Origin of the sequence: Variovorax ginsengisoli (assembly GCF_030811835.1) — a bacterium.
Classification (GTDB): domain Bacteria; phylum Pseudomonadota; class Gammaproteobacteria; order Burkholderiales; family Burkholderiaceae_C; genus Variovorax; species Variovorax ginsengisoli_C.
In genome coordinates this window covers 54,743-80,002 of the sequence record NZ_JAUSRO010000015.1, presented here as the reverse complement: position 1 = coordinate 80,002, position 25,260 = coordinate 54,743, and the positions used below count along the sequence as shown (strand labels likewise).

Here is a 25,260-nt window from a genome sequence, read left to right as displayed (position 1 = left end):
AGATGCCTCAGCTTTCGTTCAGGATGAAGTCGGCCACCCGCTCGGCGACCATGATCGTGGGGGCATTGGTATTGCCCGAGACCATCGACGGGAAGACCGAGGCGTCGGCCACGCGCAGGCCTTCGACGCCGCGCACGCGGCACTGCGCATCGACCACCGCCATCGCGCCGGTGCCCATGCTGCACGTGCTGGTCGGGTGGTAGAGCGAGGTGGCCTGGCTGCGCACGAAGTCCGCGAGTTCCGCGTCCGATTGCGCCAGCGCGCTGGCCTCGAACTCGCCGTGGATGACCTCGCGCAAGGGCGACTGCGCGGCAATGCGGCGCTGCAGCCGGATGCCATCGACCACCAGCTGCAGGTCGGCGCCTTCGGGGTCACTGAAGTAGCGCGGATCGATGGCCGGCGCCTCCAGCGGGTCGGCCGAGCGCAACCGCAGCACGCCGTGGCTGCGGGGCCGCTGCGCCACCGAGAACAGTGTGATGCCCGGCTGCGTCGACAGGTTGCGTGCGTGGTCGCGGTGTGGCGTGACGATGCAGTAGAGCTGCAGGTCGGGGTCTTGGGCATTCGCGTCGATGTGTGCGAAGCCGCCGCAGGCCGACCAGTTCGACACCAGCGGCCCGCTGCGGGAACGCTCCCACTGCTGCAACTGGGCCGCCGCCTCTTCGGCCGACGCCTGTGCAATGCCAAAGCGCTCGGTGGTCGCGAAGGTCACCGGGCAGTTGATGTGGTCCTGCAGGTTGCGGCCGACGCCCGGCAGGTCGACGACCGATGCAATGCCCAGCGTGGCCAGTTCGTCGGCCGGCCCGATGCCCGACTGCAGCAGCAGGTGGGGGGAGCCGATGGCACCGGCGCTGAGCACGATCTCGCACGCCGCCTGGGCCGTCTGCGGCACACCGTTCACGAGGAAAGACACGCCCGTGGCGCGCTTGCCGGTGAACTGCACGCGCAGCAGCGTGGCACCCGTGTGCACGGTGAGGTTGGGCCGCGCCAGCGCTGGCGCCAGGAACGCCTTGCCGGTGCCCCAGCGCTCACCCTCGCGCACGGTGGCCTGGAACAGGCCGACACCCGTTTGCGTCGGCCCGTTGAAGTCGTCGTTCCACGGCAGGCCCGCCGCCTGCGCGGCTTCGATCCACAACCGTTCCACCGGGTCGATGTGGGCGATATCGGAGACCACCAGTTCGCCCTGCGTGCCGTGCAGCGGCGCATCGTGCCAGCGCAGGTTGCGCTCGGACTTGACGAAGGCCGGCAGCACGTCGCGCCACCCCCAGCCCGCACAGCCGGCGGCCTCCCAGCGCGCGTAGTCCGATGGCAGGCCCCGCATGTAGATCATGGCGTTGAGCGCGCCCGAGCCGCCGACCATGCGCCCGCGCGGCCAGTACATGCGCCGCATGCGGCAACCTGCCTGGGGCACGGTGTGGAAGCCCCAGTCGACCTCGGTGTTCAACATCAACGGCCAGTTCGCCGGGATGTCGGCGTTGCGCGGCGCAGCGCGGCCGGCCTCCAGCAGCAGCACGCGGCGCGCCGGGTCGGCCGACAGCCGGTTCGCCAGCACGCAGCCCGCAGAGCCGGCACCCACGATGATCGTGTCGTACATGCGCTGCTTGGGCTCTTACAGCGCCGGATGCCGCTGGTGCCAATCGGTCGCTTGCTGGAAGGCCCAGCCGGCGCGCACCAGCAGCTCTTCCTCGAAGTGGCGCGCCACGAACTGGAAGGCGACCGGCGTGCCCGCTTCGGTGAAACCGCCGGGCAGCGTGATCGTCGGGCTGCCACTCATGTCCAGGGGGCAGGTGTAGCGCAGCATCGCGGACATCATCTCGGCGTCCTCGCCGAAGGTCTTCATGCGCTCGAGCGTGGGCGAGGCCACGCCCTGAGAAGGCATGAGCAGCAGGTCGATGCCCTCGAACATCTCGCGCACCCGTCCGCTGAAGGCATGGCGATTGAGCACGATCTTCTGGTAGTCCGTGCCGCTCTGCGCGCGGCCCAGGTCGAGGATGCCCGACAGCGCCGGGCCGTACATGTCCTTGCGCGACGGGTAGGTGCGCTCGTGCACCACGGCCGCTTCGATGCCGCACAGCGGGAACCAGTCGACGATGACCTGCGACGGGTCGGGGAAGTGCACTTCACGCACCTCGGCACCGAGTGCGCGCACGGCGGCCAGCGCGCCTTCCATCACCTGGAGCGTGGCGGCATCGACGCCCTCGCTGTTCCAGCGCGCGTCGATGCCCACGCGCAAGCCTCGCAGGCCGCGCTGTATGCCGGCGAGGTAGTTGGGTACCGGTGAGAGGCTGGCCGTCGGGTCCTTCGGATCGGCCCCGGCGATCGCGCCGAGCATCGCGCCCGCATCGGCCGCGCTGCGCGTCATCGGCCCGATGTGGTCGAGCGTGGCGGCGAGTTCGAAGGCGCCGTAGCGGCTTACACGGCCCCAGGTCGGCTTGAGTCCGGTCAGGCCGTTGGCCGACGAGGGGAAGCGGATCGAGCCACCGGTGTCGGTGCCCAGCGAGCCGTAGCAAAGCCCGGCGGCGGTCGCCACGCCCGAGCCGCTGGACGACGCGCCCGACCAGTGCGCCGCGTTCCACGGATTGACCGGCGGCGTGACCGTGGGATGGTGGTCGGCGTAGGCGCTCTCGGTGAGCTGCAGCTTGCCGAGGATCACCGCCCCCGCCTCGCGCAGCTTGCGCACTGCCGTGCCGTCTTCCGTCGGCACGAAGTCCTTGTACAGCGTCATGCCGGCGGCCGTGGCAACGCCTTCGGTCCAGCACAGGTCCTTGACCGCCACCGGCACGCCATGCAGCGGGCCGCGGATGTGGCCCTTGGCGATCTCGGCCTCGGCAAGACGTGCGTCGGCCAGCGCCTGTTCGGCCATCACGATCACATAGCTCTGCAGCGCGCCGTCGACCTTCGCGATGCGGTCGAGCTGGGCCTGGGTGACTTCCACCGGTGAGAGTTCCTTGCGCTGTATGCGCTGGCCGACGTCGACCAGTTCGAGGTAATGCAGTTCGTTGCTCATCCGTGGACTCCTGTGTATTGACTCATGATTTCGAAATCGCCAAGGTGCTCGCGCGGGATCTCGCCGCCGATCTGGCCGCGCTTGATCACCAGCACCCGTTGCGACACGGCCGCGATGAATTCGAGGTTCTGCTCGACCAGCACGATGGTCAGCTTCATGCGGTCGCGCAGCGACGCCAGCGTCTCGGCGATCTCCTCGATGATCGAAGGCTGGATGCCTTCGGTCGGCTCGTCGAGCAGCAGCAGCGTCGGCTTGCCGGCCAGCGCGCGGGCGAGCGCGAGCAGTTGCTGCTCACCCCCCGAGAGCGAGCCGCCGGGCCGGTCGAGCAGCGGCTTGAGGCGCGGGAAGTCCTCCAACAGCGCGTCGATGGTGTCGGTGGTGCGCTCGCCGGTCTTCACCAGGCCCATGCGCAGGTTGTCCATGGCACTGAGCGTGGGGAAGATCTCGCGGCCCTGCGGCACATAGGCCATGCCCAGGCGCGCGCGGGCATGCGGCGCGTGGCGCGTGATGTCGGTGTCGCCCAGGCGCACCGTGCCCGCGGTCGCCCGCAGCGCGCCGACCAGCGTGCGCAGCAGCGTGGTCTTGCCCATGCCGTTGTGGCCCAGGATGCCGACCGATTCGCCCTGGGCGATGGTCAGCGAAATGTCGTGCAGCACGGGGATGGCCCCGTAGCCGGCGTGAAGACCCTTGACTTCAAGCATGCGTGCCTCCGGCTTCAGTGCGGCTTCTTGCCGAGGTAGATCTGCTGGATCAGCGGGTCGCTCATGATGCGGTCCGGCGTGTCCTCCTTGATCACGGCGCCCTGGTGCAGCACCGTCACCTTCTTGGCGATCATGCGAATGAAGTTCATGTCGTGTTCCACCACCACCAGCGCGTGCTGGCGATTGATCTCCAGGATGAGTTCGGCCGTGCGCGCCACCTCGGCGTCGCTCATGCCGGCGGCCGGCTCGTCCAGCAGGATCAGCGGCGGGTCGGCCGCGATCACCACGCCGATCTCGACCCACTGACGCATGCCATGCGCCAGCAGCCCAGCCGTGACGTCGCGATAGGCGTGCATGCCGACGCGCTCCAGCGTCTCGCGGGTGATGCGGTTCGCCTGCTCGGTGCTGTTGACGCGGCGGGCCGACAGCCACACGTTTTCCCAGACGCTCAGCCCGTTGAACAGGCTGGGCACCTGCGTCTTGATGCCGATGCCCAGGCGACCCGGGTCGTGCGGCTGCATCCTGGAGATGTCCTGGCCGCGAAACAGGATCTGGCCCGACGTTGGCTTGACCTGCCCGGTCAGCAGCTTGAAGAAGGTGCTCTTACCTGCGCCGTTGGGGCCGATGACGCAGCGCAGCTCGTTCTCGGCCAGCGTGAAATTGACGTCGCGCGTGGCATGCACGCCGCCAAAGCGCACGTTGAGGTCGCGCGTCTCGATGATGGGGGTGACTGTCATGGCGACACCTCCGCCGACTTGCCGCCACCACGCAGGCGCCGCCAGGCCTTGTCGATCAGGTCGCCGATGCTCGGGACGATGCCGCGCGGCACCAGCAGCACGAAGACCACCAGGATGGCGCCGAGCACCAGGTTCGCGTTCAGCGTCTGCTGGGTGCCGATCTGCGAGGTCAGCCACTGGATCGCGACACAGCCCACGATCGGCCCCACCAGCGTGCCCAGGCCGCCGACGATCACCCAGATGATGATCTGCGCCGACTGCGCGAGTCCGAAGATGGTCGGGCTGGTGAACGCGCCCCAGTTGGCGAACAGGCAGCCCGCCAGTCCTGCGATGGCGCCGCCGAGCGTGAAGCTGAAGAGCTTGTAGGCCCGCGCGTCGTAGCCCAGCAGCAGCACGCGCTGCTCGTTCTCCTTGGCTGCAACGATCACCCGGCCGATCTTCGAGCCGATGAGCACGCGCAGCCCGAGGTACACCAGCAGCAGGCAGGCGAAGGTGACATAGAACAGATCCTTGGGCGTGAGCACCTCGTCGGGCAGGCCCGGCAGATTGAGCGTCGGGATGGCAGGAATGCCATTGAAGCCGCCCAGCGGCGCACTGCCGATGCGCCATTCCGGCCCTGCCGTGGAGTTGATCAGGTTGAAGAGGATGAGCGTCACGGTCAGCGTGATCACGCCCATGTACACGTCCGAGAGACGGCCATAGAAGATCACGTAGCCCAGCAGCGCCGCGAACAGCGCGGGCAGCACGATCGCCAGCAGGAAGGGGACGGTGCTGTCGCCCATGTTCATCACGGCAATGGCATAGACGTAGGCCCCGAGCCCGAAGAACGCGGCCTGGCCAAAGCAAAGGATGCCGCCGAAGCCCCAGATGAAGGCCAGGCTCACGCCGAGGATCGACATCACGGCATAGATCGTGACTTCGATGAGGGTGTAGTCGTCGAGCACGCCGGGCAGGCCCACGAGCAGCGCGAGGCCGATCGCGAGGCTGAGCGCCGCACTCTTCCAGGACTTGGCAAAACGATTCACAGCGATCCCTTGAAGAAGCGTCCGGTGATGCCTTGTGGCAGCAGACGCAGCATGACGATGGCGGCGACCAAGAGCGCGACCTCGCCGAACACCGGCGTGGTCACGAAGGTGGCGAGCTGGTTGATGGCGCCGAACAGTGTGGACGCACCGATCAGCCCCGCGAGGATGGCGGGCCCACCGCCGATCACGGTGATGAAGGCCTTGGCGATGAACGCCGCGCCCATGGTGGGCACCACGCCGGTCAGCGGCGCGAGCAACCCGCCGGCCAGGCCCGAAAGCGCCGCCCCGACGGCGAAGGTGACCGAGTAGACGCGGCTCGGGCTGATGCCCAGTGCGTTGGCCATGTCGGGCTTCTGCATGGTGCCGCGCGCAATGAGCCCCCACTGTGTGCGGGTGAGCACGAAGCGGATCGCCAGGGCCAGCACCACGGCCACCGCAATGATCACCAGCGTATAGCCGCTCACCGAATAGGCGCCGACCGAGAAGCTGCCCAGTGGCGCCGAAACGCCCGCCGTGGTGTTGCCCGCGACCGAGGTCACGATACCCACCAGCAGCAGCGACAGGCCCCAGGTGGCGAGCATGGTGTCGACCATGCGGCCATAGAGGCGACGGATGACCAGGCGCTCGAGCACCACACCCACCAGCCCGACGGCGATCGGCGCCACCAGGAAGATCGCGACCCAGAGGTTCACGCCGACCTTGAGCGCGGCAATGACCGCATAGGCACCGAGCATCATGAACTCGCCATGCGCCAGGTTGATCACCTTCATCATCCCGAAGATGACAGCCAGGCCGGCCGACACGATGACCAAGCTCGCCACCGCGTAGAGCACCTGGATGAAAACAACGACTGCCAGATCCATGAAAAAGACTCCAACCAGGAAACGAAGAACTCCCAGAAACACCGCGGAACCGGCTTCGCCGGGCCGCAGGTGTTGCCCCCCGCCAGGGGGCAGGCGCTGCCACACGAAGTGGGCAAGCCTGGGGGGTGAGTCTTGCCTTAAACCTTGATGACGTACTGCTGGTTGTCTTTGGGGTTCTTCTTCAGGTTGCAGACCGCGCTGGTGTCCACCGGCGGCTGCTGCTGGAAGGTCTCCACGATGTTGAGCTGCTTGTTGCGCACTTCGGCGATGCTCACGTTGAGCACGCAGTGGTGGGTCTCGGGGTCGAGCGACACCTTGCCGCTCGGCCCGTCGATGCTGATGCCCGACTCGAGCGCCGAGATCATCTTCTCGCGGTCGAGCGAGCCCGCCTTCTTGACGCCCTCGGCCCAAAGCTTGAAGCCCTGGTACGTGCCCATCGCCAGCTCGGTGATGTTCGGGTAGTCGGCGCCGAAGCGCTTGTAGAAGCGCTCCTTGAAGGCCTTGTTCTGCGGCGTGTCGAGGTTCTGGAAGTAGTTGTACGACACCAGAAAGCCATCGGCTTCGGCCGGCGACAGCACGATCTGCTCATTGCCGCCTGCGAACGTGGTCGAGGCCAGCGGGATCTTCTTGGTCAGGCCCGCAGCCGCCCATTGGCGGTAGAACGAGATGTGCGCGCCGCCGACCAGCGCCGAGATGATCATGTCGGGCTTGGCCTGCTCGATCTTCGAGATGGTCGGGCCGAAGTTGGTGACGTCGAGCGGGAAGAAGTCGATGGAGGCGATCGAGCCACCGTTCTCCTGCACGAACTTCTTGACCCACTGCGAGGTGATCTGGCCGTAGTTGTAGTCGGCCGCCACCACGTAGACCTTCTTGCCCCACTTCTTCATCGCATAGGGCACCAGCTTGGCAACCGTCTGGCCGGGCGTGACGCCGGTGCAGAAGGTGTTGCGGTCGCACACGCCGCCCTCGTACTGCGTGTTGTAGAAGTAGAGCGTCTTGTTGCGCGTGAGCACCGGCCGGATCACCTCGCGCGAAGCCGAGGTGATGCCGCCCATCACGACCGTCGACTTGTCCTTGAGCGCCGATTGCTGCGCGAACTGCGCATAGAGCTGCATGTTCGACTGCGGGTCGTACGTGGCGAGCCGGATCTTCTTGCCCAGCAAACCACCCGCGGCGTTCTGCTCCTCGACCGCCAGCGTCATGCAGTCGGCCATCGGCTTTCCGTAGATGTCCAGCCCGCCGGACATGTCGATGATGCTGCCCACCACGATCTCGTCGGCGGCCATGGCCGCCACCGGGAACAGGGGCACCGACGTGGCTGCGAGCGCGGCGGCCGACGACTGGATGAAGGAACGACGATCCATGAAACTACTCCTCGTTGTGGCGGTCGGTGCCGCCGTTGTGGTTTGAAAAAAGGAAAGCGCAGAGGGCGGCGCGTGGAGGTTGCCGGCGAGGCAAAAGGCCTAGATGGCCTTCCAGTCGCCGGCCTGCTCGAAGGCATAGGCGGCGCGGTAGATCGTGGCTTCGTCGTAGGCGCGGCCGGTGAGCATCATTCCCACCGGCAGGCCATCGACCAGGCCGCATGGCACGCTCATCGAGGGATGGCCGGTGACGTCGAACGGGCAGGTGTTGGGCAGGATCTCGAAGGCACGCGAAACCACTTCCTCGATCGACGCACCTGGCCCGGGCAGCGGTGTGGCGGTCATCGGCAGCGTGGGCATGAGCAGCAGGTCGAAGTTCTCGAACGCGCTGTCGTAGGCTGCGGTGAGCTGGCGCGCCAGGTTCTGCGACTTGGCGTAGTAGTGGCCGCGGTAGTGCTGGATGAAATACTCGCCCAGCACCATGGTGAGCTTGAGCGTTTCCGACAGCTCGTCCGCGCGCTGCTTCCAGCCTGCATGGAAGTCGACCATGCTGGTGACGTACAGGCCCTTCCAGTTGAAGCCGTGGCCGTTGTCCTTCATCATCTGCTGGGTCGCGCCTTCGGCCGCGATGGGCAGCCAGATGGCGGCCCCGACCCGGTGCATCGGCACCGACACTTCGCTGACGATGGCGCCCAGTTGCGTGAACACCTCGGCGGCCTTGCGCACCTTGTCGTCGACCGCGCCCACCGACTGCGGCCAGCCGAAGCCTTCGGTCACGATGCCGATGCGCAGGCCGCGCACGCCTTCCTTCATCAGATCGCTGTAGGGCTTGGCCGTCTGGCCGGCGTGCTGGCGCGGGTCCAGGCCGTCGGGGCCGGCCAGCACTTCGAGCATCAGTGCGTTGTCGGTCACGTTGTTGGTCATCGGACCGGTGTGATCGATGGTCAGCTCGATCGGCATCACACCGGTGTAGGGCACCAGGCCGTGCGTGGCCTTCATGCCGTAGACGCCGCAGAAAGAGGCCGGCATGCGGATGGAGCCACCCTGGTCACCGCCAATGGCCAGATCGACCTCGCCGGCCGCCAGCAGTGCCGCGCTGCCCGACGACGAACCACCGGCCGAGTAGCCCATGCGGTATGGGTTGTGCACCGGGCCGGAGGCGCTGGTGTGCGAACCGCCTGAAAAGCAGAAGTACTCGCAGACCGACTTGCCGACGACGGTAGCGCCGGCGTCGAGCAGCCGTGTGACGACGGTGGCATCGACGTTGGGCACGTAGCCTTCCAGCGTGGATGCGCCGTTCATCATGGGCACGCCGGCCAGGCAGACGTTGTCCTTGAGCACCACGGTCTTGCCAGCGAGCTTGCCGCCGGGCTTGCCGTGGATGGTGGTCTTGGCGTACCAGGCACCGTACTTGTTCTCCTCGCCACCGGGCCGGTAGCCGGGCGTGCGCGCATAGGTCACGGCAGGCACGTAGTCGGGCATGGCATCGACGACGTCGTAGGCGTCGAAGTTGGGCTGCAGCAGCGTGTTGTAGGTGGTCGCCTGTGCTTCGGACAGATGGATGCCCAGGCTCAGGGCAACGTCCTGCAGCTGATCCAGGGTGGGGCGTTTGATGGCCATGTCGGACTCCGCGTTCTTCGTTGATTCAGCACCGGCGCGCGTTGACGAGGCCGCCGGCTCAGTCTGTGCGTGGGCGGCAAGGGCCTGCATCGTTGCAGGACAGGCCGCCTTCACACGAGTGCATTCTGGAATCCAATATTTTCCAAGTCAAGCATTTTGTTTTCCTTGGAAAATAAATAACGCGACCAGCCGTCAGTCAGAAACGCTGGATCACGCGAAACGTATGGCCCTCGGCACGCGCCAGATAGATGGGCGCCACGCTGTGGCAGCCCTCGACCTGATCGGCATCGCGCGCGCTGCGGTAGGTCAGCGGCGCACCGTCGGCACACGCTGCCTGCGCACCGCCCTGGCGTTCGCGATCGAGCAGCGCGGCCAGGAAATGCATGCCCTCGTAGGTGGACTGGCCGAAGGTATTGAGCGTGGGCGCGCGCTCACCGAAGTGCGCCTGATAGCGCTCCTTGAAGGCCAGGTTGGCCTCGGTGTCGAGCGATGCGAAGTACCCGCAGGTGACATAGAGTTCGTCGGCGTTGTCGGCGCCGATGCCGAGCAGCTCGTTTTCCGCCACGGCACACGACAGCCGGAACATCGCCCGCGACAGGCCGGCACGGCCGAAGGCGCGGTTGAATTCGATCGTGTCCTGGCCCACCAACGACAACAGCACGGCATCGGCCCGCGTGCGACGCAGTGCGTCGAGCACCTGGGAAAAATCGGTCGTGCCCAAGGGCAGGTACGTTTCCCCGACCAGCGTGCCGCCGGCCTGGGCGATATAGCCGCGCGCCATGCGGTGAGACATGCGCGGCCAGACGTAGTCGTTGCCGATGGCGAACCAGCGCTTGGGTCGCTTGCGTTGCCCGAGCCAGCCAATGGCCGGCTGCAGTTGTCGCGCCGCCGTCTCGCCGATGGCGTAGACGCCCGGGGTCGATTCGCCGCCCTCATAGAGCGGGGTGTAGACGATGGGAATCTGCCCGCCCACGGCACGCAGGATGCGATGGCGCACCGCGCTGGTGTGCATGCCGATGATCGCGTCGATGTCGCCGGCCTGCACCAGTTCGGTCAGCGTGGCCTCGAGCTGGGCCGCGTCATCCGCAGCATTGATGGTCAGAAGCCGACAGGTGCGCCCGCCAAACCCCGCTTCGCGGTTGAGCTCTGACACCGCCAGCTTGGCCGACGCCAGCGACGAGGGTCCCCAGAGGCCGGCGCAGCCGCCCAGTGGCACGCACAGTGCAATCTGCAACTGCTGGCGCGCCATCGGCGGGCGCCGCGCGGCGCTGCCGGGCCGCATGACCAGGGGAGCGCGCGCGACCGATCCAGAGGAGGCATACATCGAAAACTCCTGGCAATGCACCAAGACGGCAACAGGGGAGGTCTCTACCGCAAAAACCGCGCCAATACTTTCCAAGGCAAGCGATCATCGCTAAACTGTCAGCCAGATACAAATATTCCGAAACCGCCCGCCCCATGCCCGAGCAAGACATCTCGCAGTACCTGGCCTACCTGCTGGCCTCGGCCCACCGGCGCATGCGCATCGGGCTGGCGCAGTCGATCGCGGCCGAAGATGTGACCGAGGAGCACTGGCGCATCCTGCAGGTGCTGGCCGACGAACAGGGCCGCACGATGGGCGATCTTGCGACGCTCGTCCTGCTCAACCATCCGGCGCTCACCAAGAACATCGACAAGCTGGTCAGCCGCGGCCTGGTGCTGCGGGCAGCCGACGCGGCCGACAGCCGGCGCGTGGTGGTCTACATCAGCGACCTGGGCCTGGAGACGGTCGCGCGCCTGAAGAAGAGCGTGGACGCGCACCACGACGTGATCGAGGGCGCACTGGGTTCGCGCAAGACCAGCCAACTCAAGAAGCTGCTGGAGAACTTCATCGACGAATGCGAGGCGACCGGCTGAGACGCATGGCGGGGCCAGGGCATGTCCGGCTCAGGGTATTCACGGGGGATCCATCTGCGCAAGCGCCCCGCTTTCGCAGGTAAAAACACTGGATGAAACCAGTTTCCCCTCTTTCGTCTCTTCCTTCTTCCAAGCCTTCTTCCCGCCGCCACCTGCTGGCCGCAGGAACGGCCTTCGCCGCCGCGCTGTGCCTGGCCGGCACCGCCACGGCGCAGAGCAGCTGGCCTACCAAGCCGGTGCGCATCGTCGTGCCTTTTGCAGCGGGCGGCACCACCGACATTCTTGCGCGCGCCATGGCGCCGGAGCTCTCGAAGGCCTTCGGCCAGCAGTTCATCGTCGACAACCGGCCGGGCGCGGGCGGCAACCTCGGTGCCGACATCGTGGCCAAGTCGCCCAACGACGGCTACACGCTGCTCATGGGCACCGTGGGCACGCATGGCATCAACCGCGCGCTGTATCCCAAGCTGGCCTTCGACCCGATCAAGGACTTTGCCCCCGTGACGCTGGTCGCGGCCGTGCCCAACGTGATGGAAATGAACGCGGACAAGGCCCGCGCACTCAACATCCACAACGTGGCCGACTTCGTGAAATACGCCAAGGCCAATCCGGGCAAGCTCAACATGGCATCGAGCGGCAGCGGCACCTCGATCCACCTGGCGGGTGAGCTGTTCAAGAGCATGACCGGCACCTTCATGACGCACATCCCGTACAAGGGGTCGGGTCCGGCACTCATCGACATGATCGGCGGCAGTGCCGATGTGATGTTCGACAACCTGCCCTCCTCGATGCAGCAGATCAAGGGCGGAAAATTGGTTGCGCTGGCCGTGACCAGCGCACAGCGCTCGCCTGCACTGCCCGACGTGCCGACCGTCGCCGAAGCCGGCGGCCCCGCACTCAAGGGCTACGAAGCCAGTTCCTGGTTCGGCCTGCTCGCTCCCGCGGGCACGCCGGCAGATGTGGTCAACCGCATTCAGCAGGAAGTGGCCAAGTCGCTCGGCACCCCGGCCATGAAAGAAAAACTGCTGGCGCAAGGCGCCATTCCCAGCGGCAATTCACCGGCCGACTTCGCCCGTCTGATCGACAGCGAGCACAAGAAGTGGGCCAAGGTCGTCAAGGATTCCGGCGCGACGGTCGACTGACCCTGCGCGCCGAGTCCCGCCGGCGGGGGCAGGATGGCCCCTAGACCCCCCAGGTGATGTCCTTGCCTTCGGCGCCCGCGCGCTTGAGCATGTCCACCAGGGGCGCCGCACGCTGGTGCAGGCTCACATGCTCGCGCTCGGCGGCTTCGTCGTGCTTCTCGGCCACATGGTCGTCGTGATTGTGATGCTGCGCCGTCGCTTCACGGGCCATGGCGGCGGAGAGCGCCTGCAGTGCAGCAGGCATCTGGTCGACGGTGATCACGCCCTGGGCGCCGGGGGCCTTGCCGATGATGTCCAGCAGTTGGCGGGCATTGGTTTCGAGCATCACGACCTCGGCGGTCGCTTGAGATTTGAAGCGGTAGAGCATGGTTGTTATCTGTAGATGTAGTCCCGGGTGAAAGGGTACACCGATTGCGCGCCCCTCATCTGTCCGACAGCAACCCGTCCATCGGGCCGCGTCGACAGCATCTGGTGCAATGAAATCCATCCCTGCTCGAAGCTCATGGCCGACCCGGCCAGATACAGCCGGTAGGCGCGCAGGATGCGCTCGGCCTGGCCGCGAGCCCCGCCGGCGCTTGCGGCCAGCACCTCGCGTGCCCGGTCGAGTTGCGCCTCCAGTGCGTCAGACCACGCCCAGAGCGTCCTGGCATAGTGCGGCCGCAGGTTTTCCGTGTCGACCATCTCCAGCCCCGCGGCGGCCGTCTCGCGCAGCACGTGGGTGACGTGCAGCAACTCGCCGCCCGGGAAGATGTACTTCTCGATGAAGTCGCCCATGCCCGCACCCAACTGCTGGTAGTCGAGCCGTCCTGAGGTGATGCCGTGATTGAGCACCAGGCCACCCGGCGCGAGCAGCGCATGGATCTTGCGAAAGTAGGTCGCCATATTGGCACTGCCCACATGCTCGAACATGCCCACCGAGGAGATCTTGTCGAAGGGCCTGGTCTCTTCGAGCGTACGGTAGTCCCGCAGTTCCACGCGCACGCGGTCCTGCAGGCCGCGGGCGGCGATCAGGCCCTGCACGTGCGCATGCTGGTTCTTCGACAGGGTGATGCCCGTTGCGTCCACGCCATAGTGCTCGGCCGCCCACAGCAGCAGACCGCCCCACCCCGAGCCGATGTCCAGAAAGCGCTCACCGGGCTGCAGCCGGAGCTTGCGGCAGATGTGGTCGAGCTTGGCCTCCTGCGCCTGCGCCAGGCTCATGTCGGCCGTGCGGTAGTAGGCGCACGAGTACACGCGCCGCGGGTCGAGCCAGAGCGCATAGAAGTCGTCCGAAACGTCGTAGTGGAACTGCACCTGCGCCGCATCCTTGTGCAGCGTATGGGAGCCGCGCGACTTGGCCTGTCGCAGCAGGCGGCTCCACCAGCCGGTGTCGGTCTGCACCGGCGTGCCTGGCAGCAACCCGACCGCCGCGTCGGTCAGGTCGCGCATGGCGCCCTCGATCTGCACGCGGCCCTCCACGTAGGCCTCGCCGATGGCACCAATCTGGCGCGCCGCCAGCTTGGCCAGCGCCGACCACTCCGAGAACGCCAGCGTGACCCGGGATCCGGGCTGCGCCACACGCCGCCCGTCAGGCAGTTGCAAGGCGATGGGCACCGGCAAAGCGGCGAGCTGCGATTCGATCTTCGGAATCAGGCTTGACATGGGAACGATTTTTGCCAGTGTGTAAACACTCGTCAACTGGGTTCGTCGAAGACCATGTACCCATTGACACCGGAATGTTTATGCTTAAACTATTTATTTATGAACATACTTGCTCCCGGCCTCCAGCGCATCCTGTGTATTGGCGGGGGCCCCGCAGGGCTCTATTTCGCCCTGCTCATGAAGGCGCGCCACCCATCGCTCGACATCACCGTGGTCGAGCGCAATCGCCCCTTCGACACTTTCGGCTGGGGCGTCGTGCTGAGCGACCAGACGCTGGCCAACCTGGCGGCGGCAGAGTCGGGCACGGCCGGGCTCATCGGTGAATCGTTCCATCACTGGGACGACATCCAGGTGTTCTTCAAGGGCGGCCAGGTGCGCTCCGGCGGCCACGGCTTCTGCGGCATCGGGCGCAAGCGCCTGCTGAACATCCTGCAGGAACGCTGCCTGTCGCTGGGCGTGAATCTGGTCTTCGAGACCGACGCCACCGACGACCAGGCGCTCGCCGCCCAATACCAGGCCGACCTGGTGATTGCCAGCGACGGCCTCAACAGCCGCATCCGCCAGCGCTATGCCGACGTCTATCAGCCCGACATCGACCTGCGCAAGTGCCGCTTCGTCTGGCTGGGCACGCACCAGACCTTCGACGCCTTCACCTTCGCCTTCGAACAGACCGAGCACGGGTGGTTCCAGGCGCACGCCTACCAGTTCGACGACCAGACCTCCACCTTCATTGTGGAGACGCCCGAAGAAGTATGGAAGGCCCATGGGCTCGACCAGATGGAGCAGCCCGAGGCCATCGCCTTCTGCGAGAAGCTCTTTGCCCGGTACTTGGGCGGCCATGCACTCATCAGCAACGCGACGCACCTGCGGGGCTCGGCCAACTGGATCCGCTTCCCGCGCGTGGTCTGCAAGCACTGGACCCACCATGTCGACATCGTGGGCAAGCGCGTGCCCGTGGTACTGATGGGCGACGCTGCGCACACGGCCCACTTCTCGATCGGCTCGGGCACCAAGCTGGCACTGGAAGACGCGATCGACCTTGCCGACGAGTTCGGCCGTGGCGGCAGCATCGACGAGGTGCTGACCGGCTATGAAGCCCGCCGCAGCGTCGAGGTGCTGAAGATCCAGAACGCCGCGCGAAACTCCACCGAGTGGTTCGAGAACGTCTCTCGCTACACCGGCATGCAGATCGAGCAGTTCGCCTATTCGATGCTCACGCGCAGTCAGCGCATCAGCCACGAGAACCTGCGCCTGCGCGACGCCACCTGGCTGGGCGGCTACGAGAAATGGCTCGCCGGCGGCAAGCAGATTCCGCCGATGCTCACGCCATACAAGGTGCGCGGCCTTGAACTCAAGAACCGCATCATCGTCTCGCCCATGGCGACCTACAGCGCGGTCGACGGCGTGGTGCAGGACTTCCATCTGGTGCACCTGGGCGCACGTGCCCTCGGCGGCGCGGCCCTGGTCTTCGTCGAGATGACCAGCCCCACACCCGAAGGCCGCATCACGCCGGGCTGCCCGGGCCTGTACACCGACGCGCAGGGCGACGCCTTCAAGCGCATCGTCGACTTCGTGCATGCGCAGAGCAGCGCGAAGATCGGCCTGCAGCTCGGCCACAGCGGCCCCAAGGGATCGACGCAGGTCGGCTGGGAAGGCACGGACGAGCCGCTGCCCACCGGCAACTGGCCGCTTCTGGCCGCCAGCGCGCTGGCCTACGGCAGCCAGAACCAGACGCCTGCGGCCATGACGCAGGCCGACATGGATCTGCTGCGCGACCAGTTCGTCGCATCGACCCGCCGCGCCGTCGACGCCGGCTTCGACTGGCTGGAACTGCACTGCGCCCACGGCTACGTGCTCGCCTCCTTCCTGAGCCCGCTGACCAACCACCGCACCGACGGCTATGGCGGCGATATCGCTGCCCGCGCGCGCTACCCGCTCGAAGTATTTGCAGCGATGCGTGCGGTGTGGCCGGCCGACCGGCCCATGAGCGTGCGGATCTCCGCGCACGACTGGGCCCCCGGCGGCAACACCGACGACGACGCCGTCGCCGTCGCCAGGTTCTTCAAGGAGGCCGGCTGCGACTTCATCGACGTGTCGTCGGGCCAGACCACGCGCGAGGCCAAGCCGGTGTACGGCCGGATGTACCAGACGCCCTTTGCCGACCGCATCCGCAACGAGGTCGGCATCGCAACCATCGCGGTGGGTGCCATCACCGACGCTGACCAGGCCAACAGCATCGTGGCCGCCGGACGCGCCGACCTGTGCGCCGTGGCACGGCCTCATCTGGCCGATCCGGCCTGGACGCTGCACGAGGCTGCGAAACTGCAGAGCCGTTACGTCGACTGGCCCAAGCCCTACCTGGCCGGCCGTGACCAGATGTACCGGGAAATTGCCAAACAACAACAGCTCGCAGCCGCCACGGCACCGCCACCGGCCGTGCGCGCCGAAGAATAGGAAATTCCATGGACCTCGAAGCCCGCGCCCACAGCGAACATCCCGACGAACTGCGTCTGTGGCTGCGGCTATTGACCTGCACGCAGCTCATCGAGAAGGAAGTGCGCAACGGCCTGCGCGAGCAATTCGCCACCACGCTGCCACGCTTTGACCTGATGGCACAGCTGGAGCGCTCGCCCGAGGGACTGAAGATGAACGAACTGTCGCGCCGCATGATGGTGACCGGCGGCAACGTGACCGGCATCACCGACCAGCTGGTGGCCGAGGAACTGGTCGAGCGCGTCAACGTCGAGGGCGACCGGCGCGCCTGGCGCGTGCGCCTGACGGCCCGCGGACGCAAGCTCTTCAACGAAATGGCCCAGCAGCACGAGGCCTGGATCGTCAACGCCTTTGCCGGCCTGAGCGCACGCGAGGTCACGCAACTGCACAAGCTGCTGGGCAAGGTCAAGCAGCACTCGCACCAAACCACAACGACGGAGACCGCATGAAGCACTACATCGGCGCAGGCAATCCCATGCACGCGCAATTCGAACCCAAGGCCGGCTACGTGGCGCGGCATTTCAGCTGGGGCTTCGACCAGGGCGTGGGCACCATCACGCTGAACCGCCCCGAACGCAAGAACCCGCTGACCTTCGAGTCCTACGCCGAGTTGCGCGACCTGTTCCGTGCGTTGCACTACGCCACCGACGTGAAGGCGATCGTCGTCACCGGTGCCGGCGGCAACTTCTGCTCGGGCGGCGACGTGCACGAGATCATCGGCCCGCTCACGAAGATGCGCACGCCCGAGCTCCTCGAGTTCACCCGGATGACGGGCGACCTGGTCAAGGCGATCCGCCAGTGCCCACAGCCGGTCATCGGTGCCATCGATGGCATCTGTGCAGGCGCGGGCGCAATGATCGCCCTGGCCTGCGACATGCGCTACGGCACGCCCGCCACGCGCACCGCCTTCCTGTTCACGCGCGTGGGCCTGGCCGGCGCGGACATGGGCGCCTGCGCCCTGCTGCCCCGCATGATCGGCCAGGGCCGCGCATCGGAACTGCTGTTCACCGGCCGTGCCATGACCGCGCAGGAAGGCCACGCCTGGGGCTTCTTCAACGGCCTGCACGAAGACAGCGCCGCGCTGCTCGCCGCAGCCACCGACGTCGCCCGCAGCCTGGCCGAAGGCCCGACCTTCGCGCACGGCATGACCAAGACCATGCTGTCGCAGGAATGGTCGATGACCATCGAACAGGCCATCGAGTCCGAGGCACAGGCGCAGGCCATCTGCATGCAGACGCAGGACTTCACGCGCGCCTACGAGGCCTTCGCGTCCAAGCAGAAGCCGGTGTTCGGCGGAGACTGAGACGATGAGCGCCTCGACCCAGAATCCTTCGACGGCGCACCTCGCGCTCCCCTTCTTCGACGACGCCCACCGTGAACTGGCCGAGGGCCTGCTGCCTTGGGCCGCCGCGCAGAACGTCGACGAGCACGACGACCGCGCCGCCTGCCGCGACTGGGTCCGTCGCCTGGGCGATGGCGGCTGGCTGCGCTACGCAGTGCCTGGCCATGCGGGCGGCGCGCTGGAGCACCTCGACTCGCGCGCCCTCGTGCTGCTGCGCGAGACGCTCGGCTTCCATTCGCCACTGGCAGACTTCGCGTTCGCGATGCAGGGCCTGGGTAGCGGCGCGATCACGCTGGCCGGCACGCCCGAACAGCAGCGCCATTACCTGCAGGCGGTGGCCACCGGCGCCAAGCTGGCAGCCTTCGCGCTGAGCGAACCCGAAGCCGGTTCCGACGTGGGTGCGATGGCGCTGCAGGCCGTGCCCACGGCCGACGGCTGGCGCTTGGACGGCGAGAAGACGTGGATCAGCAACGGCGGCATCGCCGACTTCTATTGCGTGTTTGCCAAGACCGAGCCCTCCGCCGGCACACGCGGCATCACCGCTTTCATCGTCGATGCCACGGCACCAGGCCTGGACACGTCGGAACACATCCACGTGATGGCGCCGCACCCACTGGCCAGGCTGCGCTTCGACGGGTGCGTGATTCCGCGCAGCGCGCAACTCGGCGAACTCAATGGCGGCTTCAAGCTGGCCATGCGCACGCTCGACATCTTTCGCGCCTCGGTCGCCGCCGCCGCGCTCGGCATGGCGCGCCGCGCACTGGCCGAAGCGACCGCGCATGCGCACCGCCGCAAGATGTTCGGCCACACGCTGGCCGACTTCCAACTCACACAGGCCAAGCTCGGCGACATGGCTGCGCTGGTCGATGCCGCCGCACTGCTGACCTACCGCGCCGCATGGATGCGCGACGAGTCCGAGCGCACCGGGCGGCCGCCCGCCGGCGACCTGAGCGCCGCCGCTGCCATGGCCAAGATGGCTGCGACCGAAAACGCACAGCGTGTGATCGACATGGCCTTGCAGATGCATGGCGGCCTGGGCGTTCAGGTGGGCACGAAAGTTGAAAGCCTGTACCGCGACATTCGGGCGCTGCGCATCTACGAAGGCGCCACGGAAGTCCAGCAATTGATCATTGGAAAATCCGTACTGCGAGGTTAGCTTGAGCGCACAAATCGACCGCTTCGTCCACGACGGGCTTCCGCCCGCCGACCAACTGCCGGTATTCAGGTACGACCTGCCCGAGCTGCAACTGCCGGACCAGTTGAACCTCGTGGAGGAACTGCTCGACAAGGCGCCCGCCAAGGGCTTTGGCGACAAGCCGATGCTGCGCGCGCCCGGGCGCATCCTTACCTACGCGCAGGCTGCGGTCGAAGTCAACCGCATCGCGCAGGTGCTCACCGAAGACCTCGGCCTGGTGCCCGGCAACCGGGTTCTGCTGCGCGGCGGCAACTCGATCCCGATGGCGCTGGCCTGGCTGGCCGTGGTCAAGGCCGGCCTGATCGCGGTGGCCACGATGCCGCTGCTGCGCTCCCGCGAGCTCGGCGAGATCATCGACAAGGCGCGGCCCGTGGTCGCACTGTGCGAGGCCAAGCTGCTCGACGAGATGCAGATCGCGCAACAGGCCTTCCCTTCGCTGCGCACCATCGTGGCATTCAAGTCCGACGCCGCCGATGCGCTGGAAGCGCGCGCAGCCACCAAGAGCGGCCATTTCATCGCCTGTCCCACCTCGGCCGACGACGTCGCGCTGCTGGCCTTCACGTCGGGCACCACCGGCAAGCCCAAGGCACCCGTGACCACGCACCGCGACGTGCTCGCCATGTGCGAGACCTGGCCGCGCCACATCCTCAAGGCCAGGAGCGACGACATCGTCATGGGTTCGCCGCCGCTGGCCTTTACCTTCGGGCTGGGCGGCCTGCTGGTGTATCCGATGTGGGCAGGGTCCTCTGTGTACTTTCCGGACATCGGCTACACACCCGAAGGCATGGTCAAGCTGATCAACGAGACCGGCGCGACCATCGTCTACACCGCGCCGACCTTCTACCGGCAGATGGCGCCCTTCGCCAAGCAATACGGCGTGCCGACGCTGCGCATCACGGTGAGCGCCGGCGAGGCGCTGCCCGACGCGACGCGCCAATTGTGGAAGGACGCCACCGGCATCGAGATGCTCGACGGCATCGGCGGCACCGAGGTGTTCCACATCTACATCTCGGCGGCCGGCCACGAGGTACGGCGCGGCGCGATCGGCAAGGCCGTGCCGGGCTTCACCGCCAAGGTGGTGGACGACGAAGGCAACGAAGTGCCACGCGGCACCGTCGGCAAGCTCGCCATCCAGGGGCCGGTGGGCTGCCGCTACTTCGACGATGCGCGCCAGACGGCCTATGTGAAGAACGGCTGGAATTACCCCGGCGATGCCTTCCGCCAGGACGACGACGGCTACTTCTTCTACCAGGCGCGTGCCGACGACATGATCATCACTGCCGGCTACAACGTCGGCGGCCCGGAGGTCGAGGACGCGCTGCTGCAGCACCCGGCCGTGGCCGAGTGCGGCGTGATCGGCAAGCCCGACGAGGACCGCGGCATGATCGTCAAGGCCTACTGCGTGCTCAAGCCCGGCCACACCGGCGACGCGGTACTCACCAAGGCGCTGCAGGACCACGTCAAGGCCCTCATCGCGCCCTACAAGTACCCGCGCGAGATCGAATTCGTCACCGCGCTGCCCCGCACCGAAACAGGCAAACTCCAGAGATTCCGACTGAGACAGACACCATGAACAAGCTCTTGCAACCGCCCGGCTGGCTGCCGCCCAAAGGCTACGCCAACGGTATCGCCGCACGCGGCACCCAGATCTTCGTGGGCGGGCAGATCGGCTGGAACGCGCAGCAGCAGTTCGAGACCGACGACTTCATCGCCCAGACCGGCCAGGCATTGCGCAACATCGTCGAGGTGCTGCGCGAGGCCGGCGCCGGCCCCGAGCACATGGTGCGCATGACCTGGTACATCACCGACCGCGACGAATACAACGCACGGCTGGCCGAACTGGGCCCGGTGTACCGCGATGCGATGGGCCGCAACTTCCCGGCAATGACCTGCGTGCAGGTGGCTGCGCTCGTGGAGACACGGGCCAAGGTGGAGATTGAAGTCACGGCGGTGCTGCCGGACTGAGGCTGGAACCGCGTGTGGCGGCCAGAGGCAGCCCGAGAGCGCGTGGTGTACGTGGAACTAGAACTGAAACAGCCTGCCCAATCCCGGTGCGGCGTCACGAAAACCGGAAGTCCGCAACGCATGCCATACGAGGGCTTGATTGCTGGTCAGCACCGGCTTGCGTAGATCCCGCTCGAGCGCTTCGATGACGGGCAGCACCCGTATGGCCGTGCAGCTCAAGAAGTACGCGTCGGCGTGCTCGTTCTGTAACCCTATTGCGCGCCGGTACCATTCTCCCGGCTCCACAGAGGCCATGCCCTGCCCCTCGGCAAGTCCACGTCCGCTGTGGCTCAGGACCTCGATGCCATGGCGCGCAAGGAATACGATTTCCCGCTCGTTGACGGCGTCGATGTAGGGCGTCACAAGCACAACACGCTTGGCGCCCAATGCCTTGAGGCCCGCCAGGATGCCGTCGGCCGTACTGATGGCAGGCACCCCGCTTGCAGCACTGATGCGCAACCGGATGTTTTCGGCCATGGCCTCGTCGAAAGTGGACACGGCCGTGCAGTTGAAGGCGATCAGGTCGACGCCAGCGTCAGCAAGAAGGCTTGCGCCCTCTTCGACCTTTTCTGTCATCGCGAGAAGTTCCTCGGCGCTGCTGCCCGCCAGTTTCAACCGCGTCGTATGCAGCGAAATGCCTGGCGGCAACATGGCGGCGACTTCCGGCTCCCCCACCGGATTGCTGGACGGCAGCAACATGCCCAGTCGCATGCGCCAGCCGTAGCCGCCTCCTCGGGAATGGGCACTCGACATCGTCACAGGTGGCACGCTCATAGGGTCTCCAGTCAATCTCGGGCGGAAGGAATCAATGCACTCGCGGCATCCAGCTCTGCGGCGCTGTGGGCCGCGGCCAGGATGTAGCGATCAGGGCGAACGATCACGCATGGGTACCCCAGCTGCGCCAGGTAGGCCGCGCCCTCGTCGGCCAGGATCAAGGCGTCAGCGCGCTGCCAGATCTCGCGTGTTGCTGGCGATACGCCATCGAGGATCTCGCGCGAACCGAGGATCACGAAGCGCAGGCCTGCCACGTCGTCCATGCGACGACCATTGGCCAGCGCCGGTTGTTGTGAAAGTGTCCCCGCCGGCGCAGGCAAGCCCGCATGCAGACCCGCGCCGAGGCTGGGGCGGATCGATGTCAACATCTGCGGACGCTCGACAAGTTCCTGGTCACGCAAGGCTGCAGCGTGCGGATCGGTGACTTGAATAATCTGGCCGATGCGAAGCGCTTCATGAATGAAGGCACGCACATGAGGCGCTTGCTCTTGCTGGTAGCTATCGAGAAGCGACTGCGGCGCGCGCCCTTTGAGGACCCACTGAAGCTTCCACGCAAGATTGGCAGCATCGCGAACGCCCGCGCACAACCCCTGTCCGAGAAACGGCGGCGTCTGGTGCGCAGCGTCACCAGCAAGAAGAAGGCGACCACGGCGCCAGCACTCGGCGAGCGCAGCGCGAAAGGTATAGACGACAGATCGCTCGATACGCGCCTGCTGCGGTGTCAGCCACCGCTTGAGTTTCGGCCATACGTTGTCCGGCTCGGCGAAGGTCGCGGCGTCATCGCCGGGCATCAGCTTGATTTCCCAGCGGTGCCGGCCACCCACACATTCAATGCTGGTGATGGGCCGCGCGGGGTCGCAATACTGCACGGTCCCCGATGGCAGCGAAGGCACCGGTTCGGTGAGCAGCGCATCCACCACCAGCCACTGCGCCGGGTCTGCGAGCACCTCCACAGCAGAGCCCATCAAGGCGCGAACACGTGAATTCGCACCGTCGCAGCCCACGACATAGCGCGCATGCACTTCGCCACTTGTGCCGTCTGCCGTTCGGGTGTAGCCAGCGACGACCTGGTCCTCGTCCTCACGGAGCCCATTGAGCTCACAACCTGCGAGCACCACATGCCCTGGAAAGCGCCCCACGCCACTGCGCAGGATCATCTCAAGCTCTGGCTGATGAAAACGATTGCTGTCTCGCCAACCAGTGGGCCCTGGCTGCGTGGAACGAGTCCAGTCGATCAGCAGGCGCCCTTGCGCATTGATGAACTGCATCCGTGGATGCACGCCCAATGTCGCAGCCACGTCTTGAGCGAGCCCTGCTGTTTGCAAGACCCGCATCGCCTCGCCATCGATGTGGGTCGCTCGCGGCAAGCTGTAGGGGTCGGTATGGCGCTCGATGACAGCCACAGACAAGCCCGCGACGCCCAATAGATTGGCAAGCATCGCTCCAACAGGGCCATAGCCCACGATGGCGACATCGACATTCAACCGGGACATGGTCACGTGGCCTTCGCCGACTCGAAGCGGGCTGCAAGTTTGCGCTGATAGTCCTCGATGCGCTGAAAGCCGGGCCGCGCTCGGCACAGGGCCTCGGTGTCGCGGCGCAAAGCGTCTTCGGATTGCTCCAGATCGATGGGTGCGCGAAAGGGCTGGTCGATGTACCACGGCGTGTCGACAAAGGCCTCCATCCGATTGCCTTCCGGGTCGCGGAAGTAGATCGCCCAAGCAGTGCCATGGGTAATGATGTCGACCTCCTCAACCGGCTCCACTTTGATGGCGGCGCCCACGCGCTTCAACTCAGCGAGGCTCGACACGCGAAAGGAGATCTGATTGATGACGCGCGAGCGATCCTCGGGATCGCGCCCGCTGGCGAGCACGAACTGGTGATGGATCTCAGGCTGCGAGGTCAGGAATGCGATCGAACGATCCTCGCCGCGCTTGATGTCGCTGATGACAAAGCCGAAAACGCGCTGATAGAAGCCAAGCATGGCTTCGAAATCCCGCACATGAACACCCACATGTCCCAAATCCATGGTCGTCATCCTCTACAAGGAATTCCGCGCGTCGATCGCACGGACGGGAAGCGGAAACCGCTCCAGATAAGTTGAAAATTCTGGCTCCAGATCCACCTGGAGCGCCGCCATGATCCGAACCATGCCGTTGTATTCGCCGATGGCGATCAGAAGGTCGATGAGCGATTCGGCATCGAGCGCCTCGTTCAGGATGGCGAAGGTCTCGTCGCTCAAGCTCAACCGCTGCGTCAACTCACGTGCCGCACGCAGAACAGCGCGCGCGAGCGGCTCCAGTGATGAGTCCTCCCCGGCGCTGTCGGCGGCAATGGCCCGAATGTCCGCCTCGCTGACGCCGAATGACAGCGCGACATCGACATGGTGAGCGTATTCGTACGCGCTGCCCGTCGTGTATCCCACCTGCAGGATCGCCAGTTCCCGCAAGCGCGGATTGAGCTTGCTTTCGTGCCGAAGATACATCCCCAGGCCGGCCTTGTGCCGGGCGCCCCGTGGGCTGTTGGCAAGAGCGCGCGTGATGTTGGATTTCATGCGCGGCATGTCCTGATACTCCGGCGCCAGGTCCTCTTTGTCGAGATAGCGTACGCGTGCCATGATCAAACACTCCCACCAGTGATCAATGCGAGAGGGTCAAGGCCAGCTTGTGCGAACTCCACGATCTGTTCCTCGTAGCCCACCTGCGAACTGATCAGGAACTTCTCCTGACGCAGGCCCTCGATCAACACGGAAGCCGCAAATTCCGCGGTGGCAGGTTTGCCGCGCCGAGGGTCGACGCCTTCAAGGAACTCCGCGATGCTCGGTATCGCCGTGCCCGACGTAGTCAGGCTTTGGCCGCCGGGGCGGTCCGACGTGGCGGTGATGCTGGGGCAGAAGACCGACACCCGCACGCCATGTGGACGCAGCGCGTGCGCCATGCCGTAACCCATCCCGAGTTGCGCGCCCTTGGTCGTCGTATAGGGAATCTGAAAGCGCGTGGGGGGATCCGGAAGAATGGCAAGCGAAGACGCGGTGTTGACCAGGTAACCACTGCCGCGCTCCATCATCGCTGGGAGGACCGCGCGGATCATGCGCACATAGCCAAGCACGTTCACTTGCAGTGCGGTCTCCCACGCCTCGAACGGAATGTCTTCGATCTTTCCGGCGATCGGCGGCATCGAGGCATTGTTGATGAGCACGTCGACGTGACCGTACTTTGCAACGACCACTTCGATCAATGCCGCGACATCGTCGTCGCGTGTGACGTCGCAGTGCATGCCCATCGCTTCGCCGCCATCGGCTCGAATCGACGACGCTGCCTCCTCGGCCTTCTCACCGTTGAGATCCGCGATGACGATACGGCTTCCCAGCCGGGCCAGTTCCCTGGCGGTTGCACGGCCGATGCCGGTTGCGGCCCCGGTGATGAGGACTGTCTTGTTCTCGAATTCCATCATTCAATTCCGATG

24 protein-coding genes are annotated in these 25,260 nt (G+C 66.1%); 8 read left to right on the top strand and 16 right to left on the bottom strand.

Going from position 1 to position 25,260, the window contains the following annotated elements:
• Window positions 1-7 precede the first annotated feature (7 nt).
• The 9 genes from J2W36_RS21115 to J2W36_RS21075 form a co-directional block, all read right to left on the bottom strand.
• Window positions 8-1,591 (bottom strand): GMC family oxidoreductase, encoded by a 1,584-nt coding sequence (locus tag J2W36_RS21115; protein WP_307691739.1) that lies wholly within the window; start codon window positions 1,589-1,591, stop codon window positions 8-10.
• Window positions 1,592-1,606: 15 nt separating this feature from the next.
• Entirely contained in the window at window positions 1,607-3,004 is a 1,398-nt protein-coding gene (locus J2W36_RS21110) for an amidase (RefSeq protein WP_307691738.1), read from the bottom strand.
• Complete coding sequence (locus tag J2W36_RS21105; protein WP_307691737.1) at window positions 3,001-3,705, bottom strand: ABC transporter ATP-binding protein; 705 nt, start codon at window positions 3,703-3,705, stop codon at window positions 3,001-3,003. The genes J2W36_RS21110 and J2W36_RS21105 overlap by 4 nt, the downstream gene beginning before the upstream one ends.
• A 14-nt stretch (window positions 3,706-3,719) precedes the next feature.
• On the bottom strand, window positions 3,720-4,442 hold the full coding sequence (locus J2W36_RS21100; protein WP_307691736.1) for an ATP-binding cassette domain-containing protein: 723 nt from the start codon (window positions 4,440-4,442) through the stop codon (window positions 3,720-3,722).
• A complete protein-coding gene (locus tag J2W36_RS21095; RefSeq protein WP_307691735.1) occupies window positions 4,439-5,467 on the bottom strand; it encodes a branched-chain amino acid ABC transporter permease in 1,029 nt (342 codons plus the stop codon). The genes J2W36_RS21100 and J2W36_RS21095 overlap by 4 nt, the downstream gene beginning before the upstream one ends.
• Window positions 5,464-6,330: a branched-chain amino acid ABC transporter permease gene (locus tag J2W36_RS21090; RefSeq protein ID WP_307691734.1), complete on the bottom strand. Its 867-nt coding sequence runs from the start codon at window positions 6,328-6,330 to the stop codon at window positions 5,464-5,466. Before J2W36_RS21090 ends, J2W36_RS21095 begins: the two co-directional genes overlap by 4 nt.
• Before the next feature lie 137 nt (window positions 6,331-6,467).
• Window positions 6,468-7,694, bottom strand: a complete 1,227-nt coding sequence (locus J2W36_RS21085) for an urea ABC transporter substrate-binding protein (protein ID WP_307691733.1) — start codon at window positions 7,692-7,694, stop codon at window positions 6,468-6,470.
• Window positions 7,695-7,793: 99 nt separating this feature from the next.
• Window positions 7,794-9,311 carry an amidase gene (locus J2W36_RS21080; protein ID WP_307691732.1) on the bottom strand — a complete coding sequence of 506 codons (1,518 nt, stop codon included), beginning with the start codon at window positions 9,309-9,311 and terminating at the stop codon, window positions 7,794-7,796.
• A gap of 196 nt (window positions 9,312-9,507) precedes the next feature.
• Window positions 9,508-10,635 carry a substrate-binding domain-containing protein gene (locus J2W36_RS21075; protein ID WP_307691731.1) on the bottom strand — a complete coding sequence of 376 codons (1,128 nt, stop codon included), beginning with the start codon at window positions 10,633-10,635 and terminating at the stop codon, window positions 9,508-9,510.
• 134 nt (window positions 10,636-10,769) lie between these two features.
• Here J2W36_RS21075 and J2W36_RS21070 point away from each other — a divergent pair, with 134 nt between their 5' ends.
• Window positions 10,770-11,207, top strand: a complete 438-nt coding sequence (locus tag J2W36_RS21070; RefSeq protein WP_307691730.1) for a MarR family winged helix-turn-helix transcriptional regulator — start codon at window positions 10,770-10,772, stop codon at window positions 11,205-11,207.
• A gap of 92 nt (window positions 11,208-11,299) precedes the next feature.
• Window positions 11,300-12,346, top strand: a complete 1,047-nt coding sequence (locus tag J2W36_RS21065; protein ID WP_307691729.1) for a Bug family tripartite tricarboxylate transporter substrate binding protein — start codon at window positions 11,300-11,302, stop codon at window positions 12,344-12,346.
• 40 nt (window positions 12,347-12,386) lie between these two features.
• Here J2W36_RS21065 and J2W36_RS21060 read toward each other — a convergent pair whose 3' ends face one another.
• Entirely contained in the window at window positions 12,387-12,713 is a 327-nt protein-coding gene (locus tag J2W36_RS21060; protein WP_307691728.1) for a DUF1840 domain-containing protein, read from the bottom strand.
• A 5-nt stretch (window positions 12,714-12,718) separates the two neighbouring features.
• The gene (locus tag J2W36_RS21055) at window positions 12,719-13,987 is read right to left on the bottom strand and encodes a class I SAM-dependent methyltransferase (protein WP_307691727.1); all 1,269 of its coding nucleotides are present in this window, start codon (window positions 13,985-13,987) and stop codon (window positions 12,719-12,721) included.
• A gap of 99 nt (window positions 13,988-14,086) precedes the next feature.
• On the opposite strand from J2W36_RS21055, the gene J2W36_RS21050 reads away from it, so the two are divergent.
• The 6 genes from J2W36_RS21050 to J2W36_RS21025 are packed head-to-tail and all read left to right on the top strand — an operon-like array spanning window position 14,087 to window position 20,982.
• Window positions 14,087-16,441, top strand: coding sequence for a bifunctional salicylyl-CoA 5-hydroxylase/oxidoreductase (locus tag J2W36_RS21050; RefSeq protein WP_307691726.1), 2,355 nt, complete (start codon window positions 14,087-14,089; stop codon window positions 16,439-16,441).
• Between the two features lie 8 nt (window positions 16,442-16,449).
• Window positions 16,450-16,929, top strand: coding sequence for a MarR family winged helix-turn-helix transcriptional regulator (locus J2W36_RS21045; protein WP_307691725.1), 480 nt, complete (start codon window positions 16,450-16,452; stop codon window positions 16,927-16,929).
• Window positions 16,926-17,783, top strand: a complete 858-nt coding sequence (locus J2W36_RS21040; protein WP_307691724.1) for an enoyl-CoA hydratase family protein — start codon at window positions 16,926-16,928, stop codon at window positions 17,781-17,783. The genes J2W36_RS21045 and J2W36_RS21040 overlap by 4 nt, the downstream gene beginning before the upstream one ends.
• 4 nt (window positions 17,784-17,787) lie before the next feature.
• The gene (locus tag J2W36_RS21035; RefSeq protein ID WP_307691723.1) at window positions 17,788-18,978 is read left to right on the top strand and encodes an acyl-CoA dehydrogenase family protein; all 1,191 of its coding nucleotides are present in this window, start codon (window positions 17,788-17,790) and stop codon (window positions 18,976-18,978) included.
• A 1-nt stretch (window position 18,979) separates the two neighbouring features.
• Window positions 18,980-20,590 (top strand): AMP-binding protein, encoded by a 1,611-nt coding sequence (locus J2W36_RS21030; RefSeq protein ID WP_307691722.1) that lies wholly within the window; start codon window positions 18,980-18,982, stop codon window positions 20,588-20,590.
• Entirely contained in the window at window positions 20,587-20,982 is a 396-nt protein-coding gene (locus tag J2W36_RS21025; RefSeq protein WP_307691721.1) for a RidA family protein, read from the top strand. The genes J2W36_RS21030 and J2W36_RS21025 overlap by 4 nt, the downstream gene beginning before the upstream one ends.
• A gap of 57 nt (window positions 20,983-21,039) precedes the next feature.
• Here J2W36_RS21025 and J2W36_RS21020 read toward each other — a convergent pair whose 3' ends face one another.
• The 5 genes from J2W36_RS21020 to J2W36_RS21000 are packed head-to-tail and all read right to left on the bottom strand — an operon-like array spanning window position 21,040 to window position 25,245.
• On the bottom strand, window positions 21,040-21,795 hold the full coding sequence (locus J2W36_RS21020) for a maleate cis-trans isomerase family protein (RefSeq protein ID WP_307691720.1): 756 nt from the start codon (window positions 21,793-21,795) through the stop codon (window positions 21,040-21,042).
• Window positions 21,796-21,806: 11 nt separating this feature from the next.
• Window positions 21,807-23,288 carry a bifunctional 3-(3-hydroxy-phenyl)propionate/3-hydroxycinnamic acid hydroxylase MhpA gene (gene mhpA, locus J2W36_RS21015; RefSeq protein WP_307691719.1) on the bottom strand — a complete coding sequence of 494 codons (1,482 nt, stop codon included), beginning with the start codon at window positions 23,286-23,288 and terminating at the stop codon, window positions 21,807-21,809.
• Window positions 23,289-23,290: 2 nt separating this feature from the next.
• A complete protein-coding gene (locus tag J2W36_RS21010) occupies window positions 23,291-23,824 on the bottom strand; it encodes a VOC family protein (RefSeq protein ID WP_307691718.1) in 534 nt (177 codons plus the stop codon).
• A gap of 12 nt (window positions 23,825-23,836) precedes the next feature.
• A complete protein-coding gene (locus J2W36_RS21005) occupies window positions 23,837-24,412 on the bottom strand; it encodes a carboxymuconolactone decarboxylase family protein (RefSeq protein WP_307691717.1) in 576 nt (191 codons plus the stop codon).
• A 2-nt stretch (window positions 24,413-24,414) separates the two neighbouring features.
• The gene (locus tag J2W36_RS21000; RefSeq protein WP_307691716.1) at window positions 24,415-25,245 is read right to left on the bottom strand and encodes an SDR family NAD(P)-dependent oxidoreductase; all 831 of its coding nucleotides are present in this window, start codon (window positions 25,243-25,245) and stop codon (window positions 24,415-24,417) included.
• Window positions 25,246-25,260: the final 15 nt, after the last annotated feature.

Excerpts from the sequence above, each read along its gene's own strand:
- J2W36_RS21115 (WP_307691739.1), bottom strand. The coding sequence starts at position 1,591 with ATGTACGACACGATCATCGTGGGTGCCGGCTCTGCGGGCTGCGTGCTG.
- J2W36_RS21110 (WP_307691738.1), bottom strand. The coding sequence starts at position 3,004 with ATGAGCAACGAACTGCATTACCTCGAACTGGTCGACGTCGGCCAGCGC.
- J2W36_RS21105 (WP_307691737.1), bottom strand. The coding sequence starts at position 3,705 with ATGCTTGAAGTCAAGGGTCTTCACGCCGGCTACGGGGCCATCCCCGTG.
- J2W36_RS21100 (WP_307691736.1), bottom strand. The coding sequence starts at position 4,442 with ATGACAGTCACCCCCATCATCGAGACGCGCGACCTCAACGTGCGCTTT.
- J2W36_RS21090 (WP_307691734.1), bottom strand. The coding sequence starts at position 6,330 with ATGGATCTGGCAGTCGTTGTTTTCATCCAGGTGCTCTACGCGGTGGCG.
- J2W36_RS21085 (WP_307691733.1), bottom strand. The coding sequence starts at position 7,694 with ATGGATCGTCGTTCCTTCATCCAGTCGTCGGCCGCCGCGCTCGCAGCC.
- J2W36_RS21080 (WP_307691732.1), bottom strand. The coding sequence starts at position 9,311 with ATGGCCATCAAACGCCCCACCCTGGATCAGCTGCAGGACGTTGCCCTG.
- J2W36_RS21075 (WP_307691731.1), bottom strand. The coding sequence starts at position 10,635 with ATGTATGCCTCCTCTGGATCGGTCGCGCGCGCTCCCCTGGTCATGCGG.
- J2W36_RS21070 (WP_307691730.1), top strand. The coding sequence starts at position 10,770 with ATGCCCGAGCAAGACATCTCGCAGTACCTGGCCTACCTGCTGGCCTCG.
- J2W36_RS21065 (WP_307691729.1), top strand. The coding sequence starts at position 11,300 with ATGAAACCAGTTTCCCCTCTTTCGTCTCTTCCTTCTTCCAAGCCTTCT.
- J2W36_RS21060 (WP_307691728.1), bottom strand. The coding sequence starts at position 12,713 with ATGCTCTACCGCTTCAAATCTCAAGCGACCGCCGAGGTCGTGATGCTC.
- J2W36_RS21055 (WP_307691727.1), bottom strand. The coding sequence starts at position 13,987 with ATGTCAAGCCTGATTCCGAAGATCGAATCGCAGCTCGCCGCTTTGCCG.
- J2W36_RS21050 (WP_307691726.1), top strand. The coding sequence starts at position 14,087 with ATGAACATACTTGCTCCCGGCCTCCAGCGCATCCTGTGTATTGGCGGG.
- J2W36_RS21045 (WP_307691725.1), top strand. The coding sequence starts at position 16,450 with ATGGACCTCGAAGCCCGCGCCCACAGCGAACATCCCGACGAACTGCGT.
- J2W36_RS21040 (WP_307691724.1), top strand. The coding sequence starts at position 16,926 with ATGAAGCACTACATCGGCGCAGGCAATCCCATGCACGCGCAATTCGAA.
- J2W36_RS21035 (WP_307691723.1), top strand. The coding sequence starts at position 17,788 with ATGAGCGCCTCGACCCAGAATCCTTCGACGGCGCACCTCGCGCTCCCC.
- J2W36_RS21025 (WP_307691721.1), top strand. The coding sequence starts at position 20,587 with ATGAACAAGCTCTTGCAACCGCCCGGCTGGCTGCCGCCCAAAGGCTAC.
- J2W36_RS21020 (WP_307691720.1), bottom strand. The coding sequence starts at position 21,795 with ATGAGCGTGCCACCTGTGACGATGTCGAGTGCCCATTCCCGAGGAGGC.
- mhpA (WP_307691719.1), bottom strand. The coding sequence starts at position 23,288 with ATGTCCCGGTTGAATGTCGATGTCGCCATCGTGGGCTATGGCCCTGTT.
- J2W36_RS21010 (WP_307691718.1), bottom strand. The coding sequence starts at position 23,824 with ATGGATTTGGGACATGTGGGTGTTCATGTGCGGGATTTCGAAGCCATG.
- J2W36_RS21005 (WP_307691717.1), bottom strand. The coding sequence starts at position 24,412 with ATGGCACGCGTACGCTATCTCGACAAAGAGGACCTGGCGCCGGAGTAT.
- J2W36_RS21000 (WP_307691716.1), bottom strand. The coding sequence starts at position 25,245 with ATGGAATTCGAGAACAAGACAGTCCTCATCACCGGGGCCGCAACCGGC.